Here is a 16941-nt window from a genome sequence, read left to right as displayed (position 1 = left end):
GAATTTTCCCATATTTGCCCCTACAACTGCCTGTCTAAACCCTGCTTGAATAAGGGTTTTTGCCGCGTCGGCCTATTGCGCCCGGACGTCCAGCACGGTGACCTTCGTGAATTGCAGCGGCGTCACCGCCTTGACCAGCCGGATCTGCCCCGGGGGAATCGGGCCGATCACGTCATCGTTGACCCGGCCCACTTCGCGGCCTTGCGCGTCGTACAGCACGTAAGTCAGCACCGCGCTGGAGACGGGGCGACCCGACAGGTTGGCCAGCGACCCGGTGATGGTGGACATATTGATGTTGGTGTCGCGTACCGATTGCACATTACCCAGCGTGACGCCGTAAGTGAGGTTTTGCGCGCTGGCGGCGCCGGACATCCCGGCCAGCAAAGCAAGGGAAGCAAGGGCGAGTTTCATGGCGGTCTCCAGGTGTGCCGGCGGTGGGGCGCTTAGCTGTCCGCGCCGCCGTTTGCGCCATCCGCTTATTGGGGCGGACAGGGCTATCTCACACCTTTCCGCGCCCATGCACAACGGGTCAAAAGGATGATTCGGTAACAGGTTGCGTGGGTTGTTCCTAGATTCGTCGGCTAATGACAAGGATGCGTCGGAATGTCTCTAGATTGAGATTTTTCGGCCTTGTCTTTTCCTAACTTTCCGATGCTTGCGGTGCGTGGCGGTTTGTTCGATGATGGCCGGGTCGGCAACCGGCCGGCAGCCCGGTCTGATGCGTGTATCCACGCAGGCGGGTCCTACACGCCAGGGAGAAAACTCATGCTTTCCCGTACTACTCGGATGGCCTCGGCCATGGTGTTGTCCGCATGTTTTTTTGGGGCCTACGCCCAAACCCCCGCTACCCCCGCCAAGACCCCCACGCCGCAGCAGCAGCGCATGACGGAATGCAATAAGTCGGCCACGGGCAAGACGGGCGACGACCGCAAGGCCTACATGAGCAGTTGCCTGAAAGGCGAGACAACGTCATCCGGCAAGCCGCTGACGCCGCAGCAGCAAAAAATGAAAGACTGCAACGCCAAGGCGGGCGATCAAAAATTGACGGGCGATGCGCGCAAGACGTTCATGAGTACGTGTCTGAAGGGATGATCGTGATGCATGCCTGAAGGGATAATCGTGGTGCATGCCTGAAGGGATGATCGTGGTGGGGCAACGCCGTGCACAGGCACGCGATGGTATTCGTCGCGCCGCGCCGTCGTTCATAGGCACGTAGGATGGGTGCAGCGCGAGAAGGCATCCGCAAAGAACACAACGCAAATCGCGCGAAACCCATCAAACAGCGGTGGCTACATCGCCATTCCAGCCACAACATCACCGCCGCTTGATGGGTTTCGCGCGATGCGCGGCAGTGTTCTTGCCATCAATCCGGCGCGCTGCACCCATCCTACAATTCACGACCGTAGGATGGGTGCAGCGCGAGAAGGCATCCGCAAGGAACACAATGGAAATCGCGCGAACCCCATCATGCAGCGGCGACATCACAACCCATCCCGCCACAACCCCGCCACCATCCATCAACCCGTAGGATGGGTGCAGCGCGAGAAGGCATCCGCAAGGAACACAATGGAAATCGCGCGAAACCCATCATGCAGCGGTGACATCACAACCCATCCAGCCACAACCCCGCCACCATCCATCAACCCGTAGGATGGGTGCAGCGCGTGCCGGCCTTCGCAAGGAACGCAACGCCCATCGCGCGAAACCCATCATGCAGCGGTGACACCACAACCCATCCAGCCACAACCCCGCCACCATCCATCAACCCGTAGGATGGGTGCAGCGCGAGAAGGCATCCGCAAGGAACACAATCGAAATCGCGCGAAACCCATCATGCAGCGGTGACATCACAACCCATCCAGCCACAACCCCGCCACCATCCATCAACCCGTAGGATGGGTGCAGCGCGAGAAGGCATCCGCAAGGAACACAATGGAAATCGCGCGAAACCCATCATGCAGCGGTGACATCACAACCCATCCCGCCACAACCCCGCCACCATCCATCAACCCGTAGGATGGGTGCAGCGCGAGAAGGCATCCGCAAGGAACACAATGGAAATCGCGCGAAACCCATCAAGCAGTCGCGATTGGCGTTACCGGTGACCCGATCGCGTGCGGCAAACGCAGCGGTGGGGCGGTCAGCATGAAATGATGCCTGCCATTCGCCTGCAAAAACTCCGCCAGGTCTTTCAAATACCAAAGCTCCGCCAGCGGCAATCCCAGCTTGAACAGACAATGGTGATGCAGCGGCAACATTGCGCGCGGGCCGGTCTTTTCGCGTGCCGGGTAAGCCTCGACCGCGTAGTTGTCCGCGCAGATCGCGGCGATGCCGCTGTCCGTGATCCATTGCAGCAAGGCCGTGTCCGTACCGTCCAGCGCCGCGCCGTACGTATGCAGCACTTCCGGATCCGGCGTGCCGTTCATCGCCACGACGGCCTCGGCGTAGCCTGTGCGCAGCACCAGCATGTCGCCGGGCTCCACCGTGACGCCATCCTTCTCCAGCACATGCATCAACTCGGCATGGCCGATCAGCGTGCGGCCCGGGCCGTAGTGGCGGAACAGGTCCACCAGCACGCCACGCCCCTGCATTCCTTTCTGCGCCAGATTCTCCACGCCCAGCTTCAGCGCCGCGGACGGGCCGCCGGTTGAGCAACCGCAGCCGGTATGTTCGCTATCCGCCGGGCCGACCACGTCCACACCCGCCTGAAAGCCGTTGTAGTAGCGCAGCTCGGGCTTGCCATCGCCATCGGCGTCAAACAGGGCACCCACGTGCGCCAACGCATCCCACTGCGTCGAATACTGCATCGACAGCAGCACCTGGTCATCGCTCAATACATCCACCGCGTCCGGGTTGACGTTGCGCAACGGAAAGTTCAGGTACGGCGTATCCGCTAGCTTGGTCGGGCTTAGTTGCGGCGGATGGCGGCGTGGGTTCAGCACATTGCCGCCGGGCAGGTCCAAAGGCAGCGACAAGCAGAACGTCTTGCCCGCGCGGATTTCCCGGGCGCCCTTCAGCACTTGTTCTTCGGTGATCAGATTCAGGCGGCCGAGTTGGTCGTCGGGTCCGAAGTCGCCCCAATTGGAGCCTTCGGGCCGATGTTTCCAGCGCTGCATGCGGTTACTCCGTCAGGAAGTCGACGACCGCGCGGGTGAAGGCTTCCGGTTGTTCCCAGTTTGAAATATGGGACGTATTCAATTCAACATAGCGCGCGCCGGGAATGGCAGCGGCCAATTCCTGGCCCTGCGCAGGCGTGGCAGCCAGGTCGTGCGTGCTGCTGATGACCAGCGTGGGCGCGGTGATGGCGGACACTTGGTCGCGGTAGTCGGCGTCGCGCAGCGCGGCGCAGTTGGCCGAATAGCCCGCGTCCGGCGTGCGGCGCAGCATGTCGATCAGCACTTGCGTCAGGCCCGGCTCGGCGGCGCGGTAGTCGTCGGTCAACCAGCGTTCCACGAGCGTGGGCGCCATCTTTTCCAACGTCTGATCGGCCACGGCGGCGATGCGGGTGCTCCAGCCTTCCACCGACCCGATGCGCGCGGCCGTGTTGCACAGCACCAGCTTGCCAACCAGTTCCGGGTGCGCCAACGCCAGCGCGATGCCGGTGGGGCCGCCCATCGACAGGCCGCAGAAATGCGCGCGCTTGATATTCAGGTGCGCCAGCAGTTCGGCGACGTCGCCGGCAAGCGCCGCAAAGCTGTATTCGCCATCTGGAATCGACGACTTGCCGTGGCCGCGCGTGTCGTAGCGCAGCACACGAAAATGCTTGGTCAGTTCGGGAATCTGGCGCGCCCACATGTCGGAGCAGGTGCCCAACGAATTGGAAAACACCAGCACCGGCGCGTCGGCGGGGCCATCGATGACGTAGAACAGCCGGGCCTGGCTGAGATCGGCGTAAGCCATGTGGGGATACCTCGGATGAAAACGCGGCCGCGCAAAGGCGGCCGCGACAGGATTACAGGTGGCAGGTGCCGTCGACGTAGGCTTTGCGCCAGCGCGTGATGGTCACGCGGTCGAACAGATTGGCTTGCGAGAACGGGTCGGCGTCGATGAACTGTTGCGCGGCTTCGCGCGTGTCCAGGTCCACGATGTACAAACCGCCGCCCGCGTCCTTGCCGTCGTCTTGCAGCTTGGCGCCGCAGGCCAGCAGCAACTGCTTGTTGGCGTCCAGGTATTCCAGATGCGCCGCGCGATGCTGCTGGCGCACTTCCTGGTGGTTGGGCTTGTCGAAGGTTTCGATGATGTAGGGCATGGAAGGCTCCGGTCAGATCGCCGAGGGGTGGCGCGCCAGCGCCGTGACGTTGATGTCCATGTACGGAAACAGCGGCAGCGACGACAGCAGCGTGTGCAGTTCGTCATTGCTTTCGACATCGAAAATGCTGACGTTGGCGTAGCGGCCAACCACGCGCCACAGCTCTTTCCACTTGCCGTCGCGTTGCAGTTGTTGGGCCAGCGCCTTTTCGTCCGCCTTCAGTTTGTTGGCTTGCTCGCCCGGCATGTCGACGGGCAGGTTGACTTGCATTTGAACCATGAACAGCATGATGGGGGCTCCTGATTAGCGGGAAAACTTCAGCGGCAGGCCGGTCAGGGCCAGCAGTTCGTCGGCGGTGACGTCGCCGAATATATCGGTGACGGTCACGCCGTCGGCGCGGATGTCGAACACAGCCACGTCGGTGTACACGCGCGATACGCAGCGCACGCCCGTCAGCGGATACGTGCAGGCTTCGACCAGCTTGCTCTGGCCTTCGCGCGTTTGCAGTTCCATCATCACGAAGACGTCTTTGGCGCCGATGGCCAGGTCCATCGCGCCGCCCACGGCGGGGATGGCGTCGGGCGCGCCGGTGTGCCAGTTGGCCAGATCGCCGTGTTGCGACACCTGGAAGGCGCCCAGCACGCAGATGTCCAGATGGCCGCCGCGCATCATTGCGAACGAGTCGGCGTGATGGAAGAACGAGCAGCCCGGCAGTTCGGTCACGGGCTGCTTGCCGGCGTTGATCAGGTCGTAGTCTTCTTCGCCCTTGGCGGGCGCGGGGCCCATGCCCAGCATGCCGTTTTCGGTATGCAGGATGACTTCGCGGTCAGCCGGCAGGTGGTTGGCCACCAGCGTGGGCAAGCCGATGCCCAGGTTGACGTAGGCGCCTTCGGGAATGTCCTGCGCGACGCGGGCGGCGATCTGGTCGCGGGTCAGTTTGGTGCTCATTTCTGCTCCTTGGCGGCCGGGGCGGCGTCGATTTCTACGACGCGCTGCACGAAGATGCCGGGGGTGACGACGGTTTCGGGGTCCAGCGTGCCCAGTTCAACCACTTCGCGCACCTGCGCCACGGCCACGCGCGCGGCGCTGGCCATGATGGGGCCGAAGTTGCGGGCCGTCTTGCGGTAGACCAGGTTGCCCCAGCGGTCGCCGCGTTCGGCCTTGATCAGCGCGTAGTCGGCGTGCAGCGGATATTCCAGAACGTAGTGGCGGCCGTTGATCTCACGCACTTCCTTGCCATCGGCCAGCGGGGTGCCGTAGCCGGTGGGTGAGAAGAACGCGCCGATGCCGGCGCCGGCGGCGCGGATGCGCTCGGCCAGGTTGCCTTGCGGCACCAGTTCCAGCTCCAGCTTGCCGCTGCGGTACAGGCCGTCGAAAATCTGCGAGTCCGCCTGGCGCGGGAACGAGCAGATGATCTTGCGCACGCGGTTCGCGCCCAGCAGGGCGGCAAGGCCCGTGGTGCCGTTGCCGGCGTTGTTGTTGATGATGACCAGGTCTTTCGCGCCCTGTTCGAGCAGGGCGTCGATCAATTCCATGGGCTGGCCGGCAGTGCCGAAGCCGCCGATCATGACGGTGGCGCCGTCGGGTACGTCCGCCAGGGCGGCCGCCGCGCTTGCAACAAGCTTAGAGATCATGATGTTCGCTCATAGGTGGCGTGTCATAATTTGTTCTTCATTAGAACTTACGTTCTGCTGAAGAACATCGTTTCATGGGGACCGCACAGCGTCAAGGCAGGCCGACGCACGGCGATCCTCCATCGTTTGGCGTTGCCGGTGATGGCAACGAACGGCTCGCCAGCGGCGAGCTTTTTACTCTTGGGACCATACGGATGGCCGAGCTTGACCCCCAACAACCCAGCGACAGCTACGTGCAGTCCTTCGCGCGCGGCCTGTCGGTGATCCGGGCGTTCGGCCCCGGCCGCTCGCAGATGACGCTGTCGGAAGTGGCCGCCGTTACCGGGCTGACCCGTGCCGGCGCGCGCCGCATCCTGCTGACCCTGGAACACCTGGGCTACGTCACTGTCACCGACCGCAAGTTCGAACTGACCCCGCGCATCCTGGAACTGGGCTACGCCTACCTGTCCGGCACGCCGCTGTGGAACCTGGCCTTGCCCTACATGGAAGAAGTGGCAGAGCAGACGCGCGAATCGTGCTCGGTGTCGGTGCTGGAAGGCGCCGACATCGTCTACATCCTGCGCCTGTCCACGCACAAGGTCATGACCATCAACCTGGCCGTGGGCAGCCGCCTGCCGGCGTGGGTCACGTCGATGGGCCGCGTGCTGCTGGCCGGCCTGCCGGAAGCGGAACTGGACCGGGTGCTGGCCATGAGCCAGATCCAGGCCTACACCCCGCAAACCGTTACCGACATCGCCGAGCTCAAGCGCCTGCTGGCCGGCGTGCGCGCCGATGGCTACGCCTGCGTGGCACAGGAACTGGAACCCGGCTTGCAATCGGTGGCCGTGCCCATTGTTGACCGCAGCGGCCGCGTGATTGCCGCGATGAACGTCAGCGGTCAGTCCAACCGCTTTTCGCGCGAAGCCATGCTGGACGCCTTCCTGCCGCCCTTGCGCCGCGCCGCCGACCAGATCAACCACGCGCTGCTGCGTCGCTAGTTGCGGCGGGCAGGCACGAAGGTGAAGGTGGGCAGCCATGGCGCGCGCGCTCAGATGGGGGCGACGCCCAGCGTCGTGCCGCCACACACATACAGCATCTGGCCCGTCACGAAGCCGTTGTCGGGCGACAGGAAGAACATGGCGGCGCGCGCCACGTCTTCCGGCGTGCCCAGGCGCTTGACGACGATGCTGTTGATGATGCGTTCGGTTTGCGGAGCGCCCGCCGGATTGCTCTTGGTGAAGAGGTCGGTGGCGATCGGGCCCGGGCCGATGGCGTTGACTGTGATGCCGTCGCCGCCCAGCTCCATGGCCAGCGTGCGCGTCAGGCCCACCAGCCCGGCCTTGGTGGCCGAATAGACCACGCGCTCGGGCTTGCCCAGCGCGGCGCGCGACGACATGTTCACGATGCGGCCAAAGCCGGCTTCGCGCATGGCGGGCAGCGCGGCCTGCACCAGGATCAGCGCCGTGCGCAGGTGCAGGTTCACTACATAGTCCAGATCCGCCAGGGTGGCCGTGTCGGCCGTGCCCGGGCGGGTGGCGCCGGCGTTGTTCACCAGGCCCACGATGTTGTAGGCGTTGGTGACTTCGGCGGCGACTGCTTTCGTGCGCGCTTCATCGGTCAGATCGGCCTGATACGAGACCAGCCCGGCCGGCGGATTCTCGGGCAGTCGGTAGTCGATGTTGACCACTTTATGGCCCGCATCCAGCAGCATGCGGATGATGGCGGCGCCAATGCCGGCGCTGCCGCCGGTGACGAGATACGCAGTCGGTTTGCTCATATCGGTTTCCTGTCTGTTTGAGGTAAGCGCGTGGGAATCAGTGCGTGGCGTAGCCCCAGGCCAGCACGGCGGTGATGTGGATCACGCCCACCCACAGCATCATGATGACGGTATAGCCCATCACGTCGCGCAGCTTCAGCTTCGACAAAGCCAGCGCCGGCAGGATCCAGAAGGGTTGCACCAGGTCGTTCCAGGCGTTGCCCAGCATGACGGCCATGGTCGTCTGGTTCATCGCGCTGCCGATTTCCTTGGCCGCGTCGATCATGAACGGACCCTGGATCACCCAGTGGCCACCGGCGGACGGTGCGAAGAAGTTGATGAAGAACGAGCTGATCAGGCCCCAGAACGGCAGCGTGGCCGGCGTGGCGAAGTCAACGAACAATTGCGAGATTGACGTCACCAGGCCCGACGCGGCCATGATGGCCATGATGCCGGCGTAGAACGGGTATTGCAGGATGATGCCGGAGATCGTCTTGATGCCTTCGGTCAGCTTGGCCACGTAGGCGGCCGGCGTGCCCAGCAGGATGATGCCCAGGAACAGGATGATGAAGTTGATCAGATTCAGGTCCAGCGAGCCGCCGTCCATGAAGTGGAACGTGACGTAGGCAATGCCCAGCGCGCCGATCAGCATGCTCAGGATGCGGCTGTTGTTCAGCTTCGAGGCGATGGTGCCCTTTTCCAGCATGTCTTCGCCGGCGTTGGAAGCGTTGGCGTCGCGGTCGATGCCCGGGTCCACTTCAACGACCTTCTCGCCCTTCTTGGGGTGCAGCCAGGCGTTCAGCAGCGGCAGCGTGATGATGATGACCAAGCTGGTGATCAGCATGGGCACCGAGAAAATGGTTTCCGACAGCGGGATGGTGCCCATCTGATTGGCGGTGGGGTGGCCGGGGGTGGCGACCAGCACGGGGATGCTGGCGGACAGGCCCAGGCCGTACATCGTGAAGCCGCTGTAGGCCGCCGCGATGATCAGCGGGTAGTGCACGCCCTTGACCTTCAACGCCAGCTTCTTGGCGACGATGCCGCCGATGACCAGACCAAAGCCCCAGTTCAGGTAGCTGCCCACGCCGCCCACCAGGGTGGCGACGATGATGGCGGTATGCGGCTTGTGCACGTGGCTGACGATGCGGTTCAGCAGCCGGTCGGTCAGCGGCGCGGTGGCCAGCACGTAGCCCATGGCCAGAATCACGGCCATCTGGGTCGTGAACGCCAACAGGCTCCAGAAGCCCTTGCCCCAGGCGCGGGTCACGTCGCCGATGCTCTGGCCTTCGATGCCCATGGCCAGCAGCACGGTCAATAGCGTCAGTGCAATCGCGAAAACAAAAGGATCCGGCAGATACTTGCGCATCAGCTCGGTGAAAAATGAAGCCAGTTTATTCATGGTGCCTCCAACAACTCCGTAGGCGGTTCTCTAGTGTCTGGTCCCGGGCGTCATCGGGGGGCGATGCGCGGGTAGACCGACGATTGGTTTCTTTGTGTGGTGGGGCTCGTGGCCCGATGGCGCGGTGGGCGTGGCCCCCGCGCCTTATCTGTCTTTGTCTTGAATTCGATTGCGGCGTCGGAAAAAAAGCGCCGTCAGGTGTCGCCGGCCTTGCTGTTCAGCCAGGCAGCCAGTTCACCCAGCGTGGCGCTTTTCTCGCGCAGCACGCGCTCGCGGCGTTCGGGGCTCCAGGTGTAGAAACCCTGGCCGCTCTTGGCGCCGATCTGGCCGCTGTCGACCTTGCTTTTCAGCAGGTCGGACGGCTCGGTGCGGTTTTCCAGGTCTTTGTACAGGTAGCTGGCAATCGCGTAGTGCACGTCGATGCCGTTCATGTCGCGCTGTTCCAGCGGGCCCGACAGGGCCAGGCGGATGCCCAGGCTCCACTTGACCACTTCGTCGATGTCTTCCGCGCTGGCCACGCCCTTTTCCAAAAGCGAAATGGCTTCGCGGGCCAGAGCGTGCTGGATGCGGTTGGCGATGAAGCCGGGGATGTCCTGGCGCACCAGCACCGGCCGCTTGCCGGCAAAGCGCAAGGTCGCCATGACTTGGGCGACGGTCGCTTCCGAGGTGTCGTCGTTGCGCACCACTTCCACCAGCGGGATGACGTCGGCTGGCGTGAAGAAGTGGGTGCCCACGAAGCGGTCGCGGCGCGCCACGGCGCTGGCAATCGCGTTGATGGACAGGCCTGATGTGTTGGTGGCGAACAGCGTGTACGGGGCGCACAGCGCGTCAAGCTTGGCGAAGATGCCGCGCTTGAGTTCCAGGTTCTCCGGTACGGCCTCGATGACCAGTTCGCAGTTCGCGGCGGCTTCCAGGCCCGGTTCCATGCGAATGCGCTGGAGCGCTTCCTGCACCTGGGTAGGGGCGTAGACGTTCAGTTGGCGGTCGATGACGGCGCGAGCGCGGTCCAACGCGCCTTCCATCGGGTCGATCAGGACGATGTTCAGTCCCTTCGATGCGAACAAGGCGGCAATGCCGCTGCCCATGGCGCCTGCGCCGATGACGGCCAGATTTTTAAGGGGAGTATCCATGACGGCTCGCTTGATGCTTGCAGGCGAACGTCGCGGCGGGCACGCGGGGAATCAGGGGGGATCTGGTGGATCTCTGTCTCGTCCGGGGTGCCTTTCCGTGCCGTTCGGCCAGAAAAATCATTGTGTTCTATATACGAACATTTGTGCGTACTTAGAATTTCTGTCAGGGATAGTACTAAAAGTCGCCAGGGGTGGACAAACGGGCATTAGCGGGTGTTCGGCTGGTGGACGCTGCCGCCTAACCGGAATTGCGCAGCCCCGCCGCGATGCCGTTGATTGTTAAGTGGATGGCGCGCTGCACCCGCTTGTCGACATCCGCCTCGGGGTGTTTCTGCGCCGCGCGGTGGCGGCGGATCAGGTCGATCTGCAGATAATTCAAGGGATCGATGTAGGCGAAGCGTTCGCGCAAGGAATCTTGCAGGGCCGGGTTGTCGGCCAGCAGTTCGCGCTGGGTCAGCAGCTTCAGCATGGCCAGCGTGCGGCCGTGTTCGGCGCTGATCATGCCGAACACGCGCTCGCGCAGCGCGCGCTGCGGAACCAGTTGCGCGTAGCGCGCGGCGATGGCCAGGTCGGACTTGGCCAGCACCATTTCCATATTGGACAGCAGCGTGCGAAACGCCGGCCATTCGCGCGCCATCTCGCGCAGTTGCGCCAGGCGGGCGCGGCGCGAGCGGGGCGCGTCGGGGGCGCCCGTTTCCAGATAAGCCTCGATGGCCGATCCCATGCCGTACCAGCCAGTCAGCATCAGCCGGCATTGCGCCCACGAAAAGCCCCAGGGAATGGCGCGCAGGTCTTCAATGCGCTGGCCCTTCTTGCGTGAGGCCGGGCGTGAACCGATGTTCAAGCCCGCGATTTCGCTGATGGGCGTGGCGGCAAAGAAGTACTCGGCAAAGCGCGGCGTGTCGTAGACCAGGCCACGGTAGGTGCGCTGCGCCGTTTCGGACATGAATGACATCGCCGGGCCGTGCTGCGCCATGTGCGCGTCTTCGGCGCTGGTGGCCTCGGCGCGCGGCGCCAGGCTGGATTCCAGCGTGGCGGCCACCAGCAGTTCCAGGTGCCAGCGGCCCACCTCGGCGTCCTTGTACTTGCTTTGGATGACTTCGCCTTGCTCGGTCAGGCGGATCTGGCCCGCCACCGTGCCCGGGGGCTGCGACAGGATGGCGTCAAAGCTGGAGCCACCGCCGCGTCCCACCGAACCGCCGCGTCCGTGGAACAGGCGCAGGCGCACGTGGCGGGAAGAAAACACATCCACTAGTGCGCGTTCAGCCTGGTACAGCGACCAGTTCGACGTGAGGAAACCGCCGTCCTTGTTGCTGTCGGAATAGCCCAGCATGACTTCCTGCGCGCCGTTCTGCGCCTGCTTCACGCGCTGGCGCACTTCGGGCAAGTCCAGCCAGGCGGCCATGATGTCTGCCCCGCGCTGCAAGTCGGGAATCGTTTCGAAGAGCGGCACCACCATCAGGCCGTCTTCGGGCGCAATGTCCTGGCCGGCCGGCGCGATCAGGCCGGCTTCCTTTTGCAACACCATCACTTCCAGCAGGTCGCTCAAGGTTTCGGTGTGCGACACGATGGTCTGGCGTACCGCCTGCTTGCCGTAGCGCGCGCGGCCGGCGGCGGCGGCGCGCAGCACGGCCAGTTCGCGCGTGGTGTCTTCGCTGTAAGCAATCCAGGGCGAGGCCAGGGGGCGGGCCTGGGCCAGTTCGGCCCGCAAGAGCGCCACGCGCTGGTCTTCGTCCAGCGACAGGTAGTCCAGCGGCTTGCCCTCATGCTGGACGCCGGCGCGTTCGAACAATTCAGCCAATGCGTTTTCATGCACGTCGGAGCTTTGGCGCAGGTCGACGGTGGCCAGGTGGAATCCGAACACCTCAATGGCTTGTTGCAGGCCGGACAGCCGCAGCTTGGCCAGCGGCGAACCGTGGTGCGCGGCCAGCGACGCGGCGATGACGGCCAGATCGGCCGACAGTTCTTGTGGCGCCTGGTAGGCGGGCGCCGCCACGGTGCGGCGGCGCGCCAGATTCTGCCCGGTCAGCGCCTGGGCGGTGGCAGCCAGGCGGGCGTACACACCGACCAGCGCGCGGCGGTAGGGCTCGTCGCGGCGGTGGGGGGAATCGTCGCCGCTGTTGTCGGCCAGCGCCAGCAATTCCGGGTCGGCCGAGATCAGCATGGTGGTGATCGACAGCTCCGCGCCCAGCGCGTGGACCTCTTGCAGATAGTGTTCGAACAGCACGGTGGCCTGGCGCAGCAGCGCGCGCTCCAGTGTGCTTGCGTCCACATTGGGATTGCCGTCGCGGTCGCCGCCGATCCAGCTACCCATGCGCAGGAACGGTTCCAGCGGCGGGGGCGGGGCGGCAAACGGCTTGGCGGTTTCGCGGTTCAAGAGCTTGGATAAATCCGCGTACAGGCGCGGGATAACTTGCAGGAAGGTGCTGCGGTAGTACGACAGCGCGTTCTCGATCTCGTCGGCCACCGTCAGGCGCGTGTAGCGCAGCATGCGGGTCTGCCACAAGGTGGCCACGCGGCCAAGCAGCGCGGCATCCAGTTCGGCCAGCTCTTCCGGCGTCAGCGGGTTGCCGCGCTGGGTCAGCGCGGCGGCAATTTCGCGATGCACGTCCAGCGTGCTTTTGCGCTGCACTTCGGTGGGGTGCGCGGTCAGCACCGGCACCACGCTGGCGTCGGCCAGCAGCTTGCGTATGCGGGCCACGCCCACCCCTTGCTTGCCCAGCGTCTGCACGGCGTCGCGCAGGCTGCCGCGCGGGGCGGTGTCGCCGGCCAACGCGCGGGCGCGCTGGCTGCGGTTCTGGTCGCGGTCTTCGGCAATGTTGGCCAGGTGCAGGAAGTAGCTGAAGGCGCGCGCCACCGAATTCGGGTCGTTGCCTTGCAAGCGCTTGACGCGCTGCTCCAGCAGCTTGCTGTCCGCCTCATTGCCTTCACGACGAAATTTCACCGCCGTGCGGCGCAGTGTTTCGATGGTGTCAAAGACACGCTTGCCTTCGCATTCTTCAATAACGGCGCCTAAAAAACGGCCTAGCAGCCGGATATCGTGGCGCAAGGGTTCTGCGGAGTCGGACTGCGGGCGAATGGCTTTCATCGGGCGGTGGATCCGTCGGGCTGAAGAAGGGAGGGAAAGGGAAAGGCGTGGGCGTTGCGGTAAAACCAGGAAAATCGAATCGCTTGATTTTACGCAGCGTTCCTTACGGGGCGCGGGTTTGTCTCGGTTAAAGTCCGTGATGTCCCTTCGTCTTTCTAGAAGCCCCCTTTATGCAAAATCATCAACGTCGCGCGCTCGTGCTGTTTTCGGGCGGCCAGGATTCCACCACTTGCCTGGCGTGGGCGCTGGACCGTTACGCCCATGTGGAAACGGTGGCGTTCGACTACGGCCAACGCCATCACATCGAACTGTCGGCCCGGCTGAACGTGCTGCGCGAGATCCGCGCGAACTTTCCCGACTGGGCGCCGCGCCTGGGTGAAGACCATCTGCTGGACCTGAAGGTGCTGGGCCAGGTGGGCGACACCGCCATGACCAGCGACCGCGCCATCGAAATGCAGGCCAACGGGTTGCCCAATACCTTCGTGCCGGGGCGCAACCTGCTGTTCCTGACGCTGGCGGCGGCGCTGGGGTATCGACGCCAACTGGATGTGCTGGTGGGCGGCATGTGCGAAACGGATTTTTCGGGCTACCCCGATTGCCGCGACGACACCATCAAGGCGCAACAGGTGGCGCTGGGCTTGGGGCTGGGTTCGCGCATCACCATCGAAACGCCGCTGATGTGGATAGACAAGTCCGAAACCTGGGCGCTGGCGCATCAACTGGGCGGGGATGCCTTGGTGGAAACCATTGTTGAAGACAGCCACACCTGCTATCTGGGCGAGCGCGGCGCGCGGCACGATTGGGGTTATGGCTGTGGCGAATGTCCGGCCTGCAAGCTCAGGAAAATTGGCTGGGAAAAGTGGGTGGTGGCTTCGGCCGCCGAAGGCTGATTTTTTCGACAGCTTTGGTTTCGGGATTGGCCGGGATTTTGGGAACGGCCGCGAGTCCTACACGGCCGTTGCCGTCACCCTCCCGATAAACCGCCTTCGCAATAGCCAAGCCGCCGTGGCAATCACGGCCGCCAAAACCACGGACATCGCCATGGCGGCGCGCGCGCCTTGGGTCTGAATCACGAAGGCATACGCCACGGGTGCCGCGGCCGTCAGCAAGAAGCTGGGCACCAGCAGCGCGCCGACCAGCGCGCCGTAGCTACGGAAATCAAACAAGGCCAACGGCAGTGTGCCGCGCGTGATCGTCAACAGGCCGTTGCAGGCGCCGTAGAAAAACGCATAGGCGGCGGTGGCATACAGGTTCCCGTTCGAGAACCAGCCCAGCACGAAGCAAAACGGCATCAGCGCGGTGACGGCCCAGTTCAGCGTCAACGGATGCAGCCGGGCGCCCACGGCCACATCCGCCATGCGCGCGGCGAATTGGCCGATGCCCCACAGGGCGGACACGCCGGCCGCTGCCGCGCTGGCCAGGCCCACTCCGGTCAGCAAGGCAATCAGATGCGCGGCGGTACCGGCCGCCAGGAAGTTGGTCAGCATGGCGATCACGGCGTAAAGCATGCCGGCCAGACGGCGTTCGGCCAGGCTGCGGGTCAGGCCGGGGGCGTTGCTGTCGGCGGCGGTGGCGGGCGCGGCGTAGCGTTGGCGGGGTAGCGCCAGGTAAAGCGGCAAGGTGGCCAGGGCCAGCACGGCATAGACCAGCACCGCGCCGCGCCAACCCAGCCAGGCGGCCAGCGCGTGACCCGCCGGCCACATCGCCGTGGACGACAAGCCCCCAAACAGTGTGATCTGCGACATCGCCCGACGCGCCGTGGGACCGCCCGCGCGCGCTAACGCGGCAAAGGCGGCGTCGTACAGGCTTAGCCGCATGCCAATGCCCAGCAACAGCCATGCCAGGTAATACCAAGCCGCGGTATGCGCGGCGGCCAGCAGCGCGCAACCGGCGGCGGCCACCACCGCGCCCACCGGCATCACCACATGCCCGCCCCAGCGGTCCACCGCGCTGCCCGCCAGCGGCGACACCAGCGCCATCGTCACGATGGCGGCGGAAAGCCCGCCATAGATGAGGGGGGCGTCCCAGCCCAGGTCGGCCGTCATGGCGGGGCCGAACGCGCCGATCAGATAGAACGTGACGCCCCAGTTCACCAACTGGGTCAGACCCAGGCAGACGACGGCGCGCGGGCCGATCACGGGCGCTGCGGCGGCGTGCTGTCGCCTTCACCCAGGCTGCGCTGCATCAGCACCGTGTCGCGCCATTCCCCATGCTTATGGCCCACCGAACGCAGCGTGCCCACCGGATGAAAGCCCTGGCTGGCGTGTAGCGCCAGCGACGCGGCGTTGCGGCTGTCGCCCACCACCGCCAGCATCTGGCGCCAGCCCGTGGTGGTGCAACGCGTGATCAGCTCGGCCAGCAGCTTGCCGCCAATGCCCAAGCCCGCGCGGCCGGCCTTGACGTAGACCGAGTCCTCGACCGTATGCCGGTACGCGGGGCGCGGACGGTAGGGCGTGACGTAGGCATAGCCGACGACCTCGCCGTTGATCTCGGCCACCAGGTGCGGCATGTCCTTTTCCAGCACGCCCGCGCGGCGCTGCCGCATGTCGGCGATGGAAGGCGGTTCCAGCTCGAACGAGGCGGTGCCGTGTTCGACGTGGTGGGCGTAGATGGTCTTGATGGCGGGCAGGTCCGCTTCGGCGCTGTCGCGGATCAGGACGGTGGGGGTGTTGGGTGACATAACAGGGCGGGTGAGGCGCAGAAAAAGGGAAAAAAGAGGGGGGAAAAGCCAGCCGCCAGTGTGGTCCGAAATAAATCATAAATAAAGCTTTGGAAGATTATGATTTGCATAAGTAAAACTTTGGGTGAACGTCATGCGAGGCTTGAACCTGGACCATCTGCGCCTCTTCGCGCAGGTGATTGAGCTGGGCAGTTTCTCCGCCGCCGCCGAGCGCGGGGGCGTGACCCAGCCGGCGGTCAGCCTGCAAGTGCGTCAGTTGGAAAGGCGTTTTGGCTTGAAGCTGGTTGAGCGGGTGGGTCGCCGTGCCGGGCCCACGGCGGCAGGGCTTGAACTGCTGACCCATATCCGCGTGATCGACGCCGCGCTGGCGCAGGCCGAGCAGGCCATGACCGCGCATGCCTCGCAGGTATCCGGCCGGATCCGGCTGGGCACCGGCGCCACCGCCTGCACCTATCTGCTGCCCCCTGTGTTGGCCCAGTTGCGCCGCCGCTTTCCCGCGCTGGACATCGTGGCCAGCACCGGCAACACGGCGGACATGCTGCGCGGGCTGGAGAACAACACGCTGGACATGGGGCTGGTGACCCTGCCCGCGCCGGGCCGGATGTTCCAGGTGACGCCGCTGATCGAAGACGAATTCGTGGCGATCTTCCCCGCCCGCGACGCGGCCTCCATTCCCGTTCAGGTGACGCCTCAATCATTGGCGCCGTGGCCGCTGGTGCTGTTTGAGCCCGGTGCCCGCACGCGCCGCCTGGTGGATGACTGGTTCGAAGCGGCGGGCGTGGCGGCCAAGCCCTTCATGGAGCTGGGCAGCACTGAAGCCATGAAGGAAATCGTGGCGGCGGGGCTGGGCTGCGCGGTGTTGCCCAAGCTGGCGGTGTCGGGCGCGGGGCACCGCGAGGCGCTGGCGGTGCATGCGCTGACGCCGCGCCTGTCGCGCGACCTGGCCATCGTGATGCGCCGCGACAAGCCGCTTAGCCGGGGCCTGCGCCACCTGCAAGAGGCGCTGCTGGCGTTGCGGGAGTAAGG

Annotated in this window: 17 protein-coding genes; 4 read left to right on the top strand and 13 right to left on the bottom strand. The window is 64.8% G+C overall.

Annotation, left to right across the window (positions count from 1 at the left end; genetic code table 11):
- Positions 1–72: 72 nt before the first annotated feature.
- Complete coding sequence (locus P8T11_RS17140) at positions 73–411, bottom strand: FxLYD domain-containing protein (protein ID WP_268080842.1); 339 nt, start codon at positions 409–411, stop codon at positions 73–75.
- A gap of 354 nt (positions 412–765) precedes the next feature.
- Between P8T11_RS17140 and P8T11_RS17135 the strand changes: the two genes are divergently transcribed.
- Positions 766–1092: a PsiF family protein gene (locus P8T11_RS17135; RefSeq protein ID WP_268080843.1), complete on the top strand. Its 327-nt coding sequence runs from the start codon at positions 766–768 to the stop codon at positions 1090–1092.
- Between the two features lie 983 nt (positions 1093–2075).
- Here P8T11_RS17135 and P8T11_RS17130 read toward each other — a convergent pair.
- The 6 genes from P8T11_RS17130 to P8T11_RS17105 are packed head-to-tail and all read right to left on the bottom strand — an operon-like array spanning position 2076 to position 5883.
- Entirely contained in the window at positions 2076–3116 is a 1041-nt protein-coding gene (locus P8T11_RS17130) for a cyclase family protein (RefSeq protein ID WP_268080844.1), read from the bottom strand.
- Between the two features lie 4 nt (positions 3117–3120).
- On the bottom strand, positions 3121–3900 hold the full coding sequence (gene pcaD, locus P8T11_RS17125) for a 3-oxoadipate enol-lactonase (protein WP_268080845.1): 780 nt from the start codon (positions 3898–3900) through the stop codon (positions 3121–3123).
- 52 nt (positions 3901–3952) lie between these two features.
- A complete protein-coding gene (locus P8T11_RS17120; RefSeq protein WP_006216052.1) occupies positions 3953–4249 on the bottom strand; it encodes a YciI family protein in 297 nt (98 codons plus the stop codon).
- Between the two features lie 12 nt (positions 4250–4261).
- Positions 4262–4537 carry a muconolactone Delta-isomerase gene (gene catC / locus P8T11_RS17115; RefSeq protein WP_268080846.1) on the bottom strand — a complete coding sequence of 92 codons (276 nt, stop codon included), beginning with the start codon at positions 4535–4537 and terminating at the stop codon, positions 4262–4264.
- A 15-nt stretch (positions 4538–4552) separates the two neighbouring features.
- Complete coding sequence (locus P8T11_RS17110) at positions 4553–5197, bottom strand: 3-oxoacid CoA-transferase subunit B (protein WP_050450214.1); 645 nt, start codon at positions 5195–5197, stop codon at positions 4553–4555.
- Positions 5194–5883, bottom strand: coding sequence for a 3-oxoacid CoA-transferase subunit A (locus tag P8T11_RS17105; RefSeq protein ID WP_268080847.1), 690 nt, complete (start codon positions 5881–5883; stop codon positions 5194–5196). The genes P8T11_RS17110 and P8T11_RS17105 overlap by 4 nt, the downstream gene beginning before the upstream one ends.
- A 194-nt stretch (positions 5884–6077) precedes the next feature.
- Here P8T11_RS17105 and P8T11_RS17100 point away from each other — a divergent pair, with 194 nt between their 5' ends.
- Positions 6078–6860 carry an IclR family transcriptional regulator gene (locus tag P8T11_RS17100; protein ID WP_268080848.1) on the top strand — a complete coding sequence of 261 codons (783 nt, stop codon included), beginning with the start codon at positions 6078–6080 and terminating at the stop codon, positions 6858–6860.
- 50 nt (positions 6861–6910) lie between these two features.
- Here P8T11_RS17100 and P8T11_RS17095 read toward each other — a convergent pair whose 3' ends face one another.
- The 4 genes from P8T11_RS17095 to ppc all read right to left on the bottom strand — a co-directional run bounded on the left by P8T11_RS17095 (position 6911) and on the right by ppc (position 13235).
- A complete protein-coding gene (locus P8T11_RS17095; RefSeq protein ID WP_268080849.1) occupies positions 6911–7639 on the bottom strand; it encodes an SDR family NAD(P)-dependent oxidoreductase in 729 nt (242 codons plus the stop codon).
- A 37-nt stretch (positions 7640–7676) separates the two neighbouring features.
- Complete coding sequence (locus P8T11_RS17090; protein ID WP_268080850.1) at positions 7677–9017, bottom strand: short-chain fatty acid transporter; 1341 nt, start codon at positions 9015–9017, stop codon at positions 7677–7679.
- A gap of 194 nt (positions 9018–9211) precedes the next feature.
- Complete coding sequence (locus P8T11_RS17085; RefSeq protein ID WP_268080851.1) at positions 9212–10147, bottom strand: 3-hydroxyacyl-CoA dehydrogenase family protein; 936 nt, start codon at positions 10145–10147, stop codon at positions 9212–9214.
- Between the two features lie 238 nt (positions 10148–10385).
- The gene (gene ppc, locus P8T11_RS17080; protein ID WP_268080852.1) at positions 10386–13235 is read right to left on the bottom strand and encodes a phosphoenolpyruvate carboxylase; all 2850 of its coding nucleotides are present in this window, start codon (positions 13233–13235) and stop codon (positions 10386–10388) included.
- Between the two features lie 170 nt (positions 13236–13405).
- Between ppc and queC the strand changes: the two genes are divergently transcribed.
- A complete protein-coding gene (queC, locus tag P8T11_RS17075; RefSeq protein ID WP_268080853.1) occupies positions 13406–14125 on the top strand; it encodes a 7-cyano-7-deazaguanine synthase QueC in 720 nt (239 codons plus the stop codon).
- A gap of 57 nt (positions 14126–14182) precedes the next feature.
- On the opposite strand, the gene P8T11_RS17070 is transcribed toward queC, so the two are convergent.
- Positions 14183–15373, bottom strand: coding sequence for an MFS transporter (locus P8T11_RS17070; RefSeq protein ID WP_268080854.1), 1191 nt, complete (start codon positions 15371–15373; stop codon positions 14183–14185).
- Positions 15370–15915, bottom strand: a complete 546-nt coding sequence (locus tag P8T11_RS17065; RefSeq protein ID WP_268080855.1) for a GNAT family N-acetyltransferase — start codon at positions 15913–15915, stop codon at positions 15370–15372. The genes P8T11_RS17070 and P8T11_RS17065 overlap by 4 nt, the downstream gene beginning before the upstream one ends.
- A gap of 133 nt (positions 15916–16048) precedes the next feature.
- On the opposite strand from P8T11_RS17065, the gene P8T11_RS17060 reads away from it, so the two are divergent.
- The gene (locus tag P8T11_RS17060) at positions 16049–16939 is read left to right on the top strand and encodes a LysR family transcriptional regulator (protein ID WP_268080856.1); all 891 of its coding nucleotides are present in this window, start codon (positions 16049–16051) and stop codon (positions 16937–16939) included.
- Positions 16940–16941: the final 2 nt, after the last annotated feature.

Origin of the sequence: Achromobacter spanius, from assembly GCF_029637605.1 — a bacterium.
Lineage (GTDB): Bacteria > Pseudomonadota > Gammaproteobacteria > Burkholderiales > Burkholderiaceae_B > Achromobacter > Achromobacter spanius_E.
The sequence above is the reverse complement of the archived record's forward strand: the minus strand, read 5'-3'. Positions and strand labels throughout refer to the sequence as shown.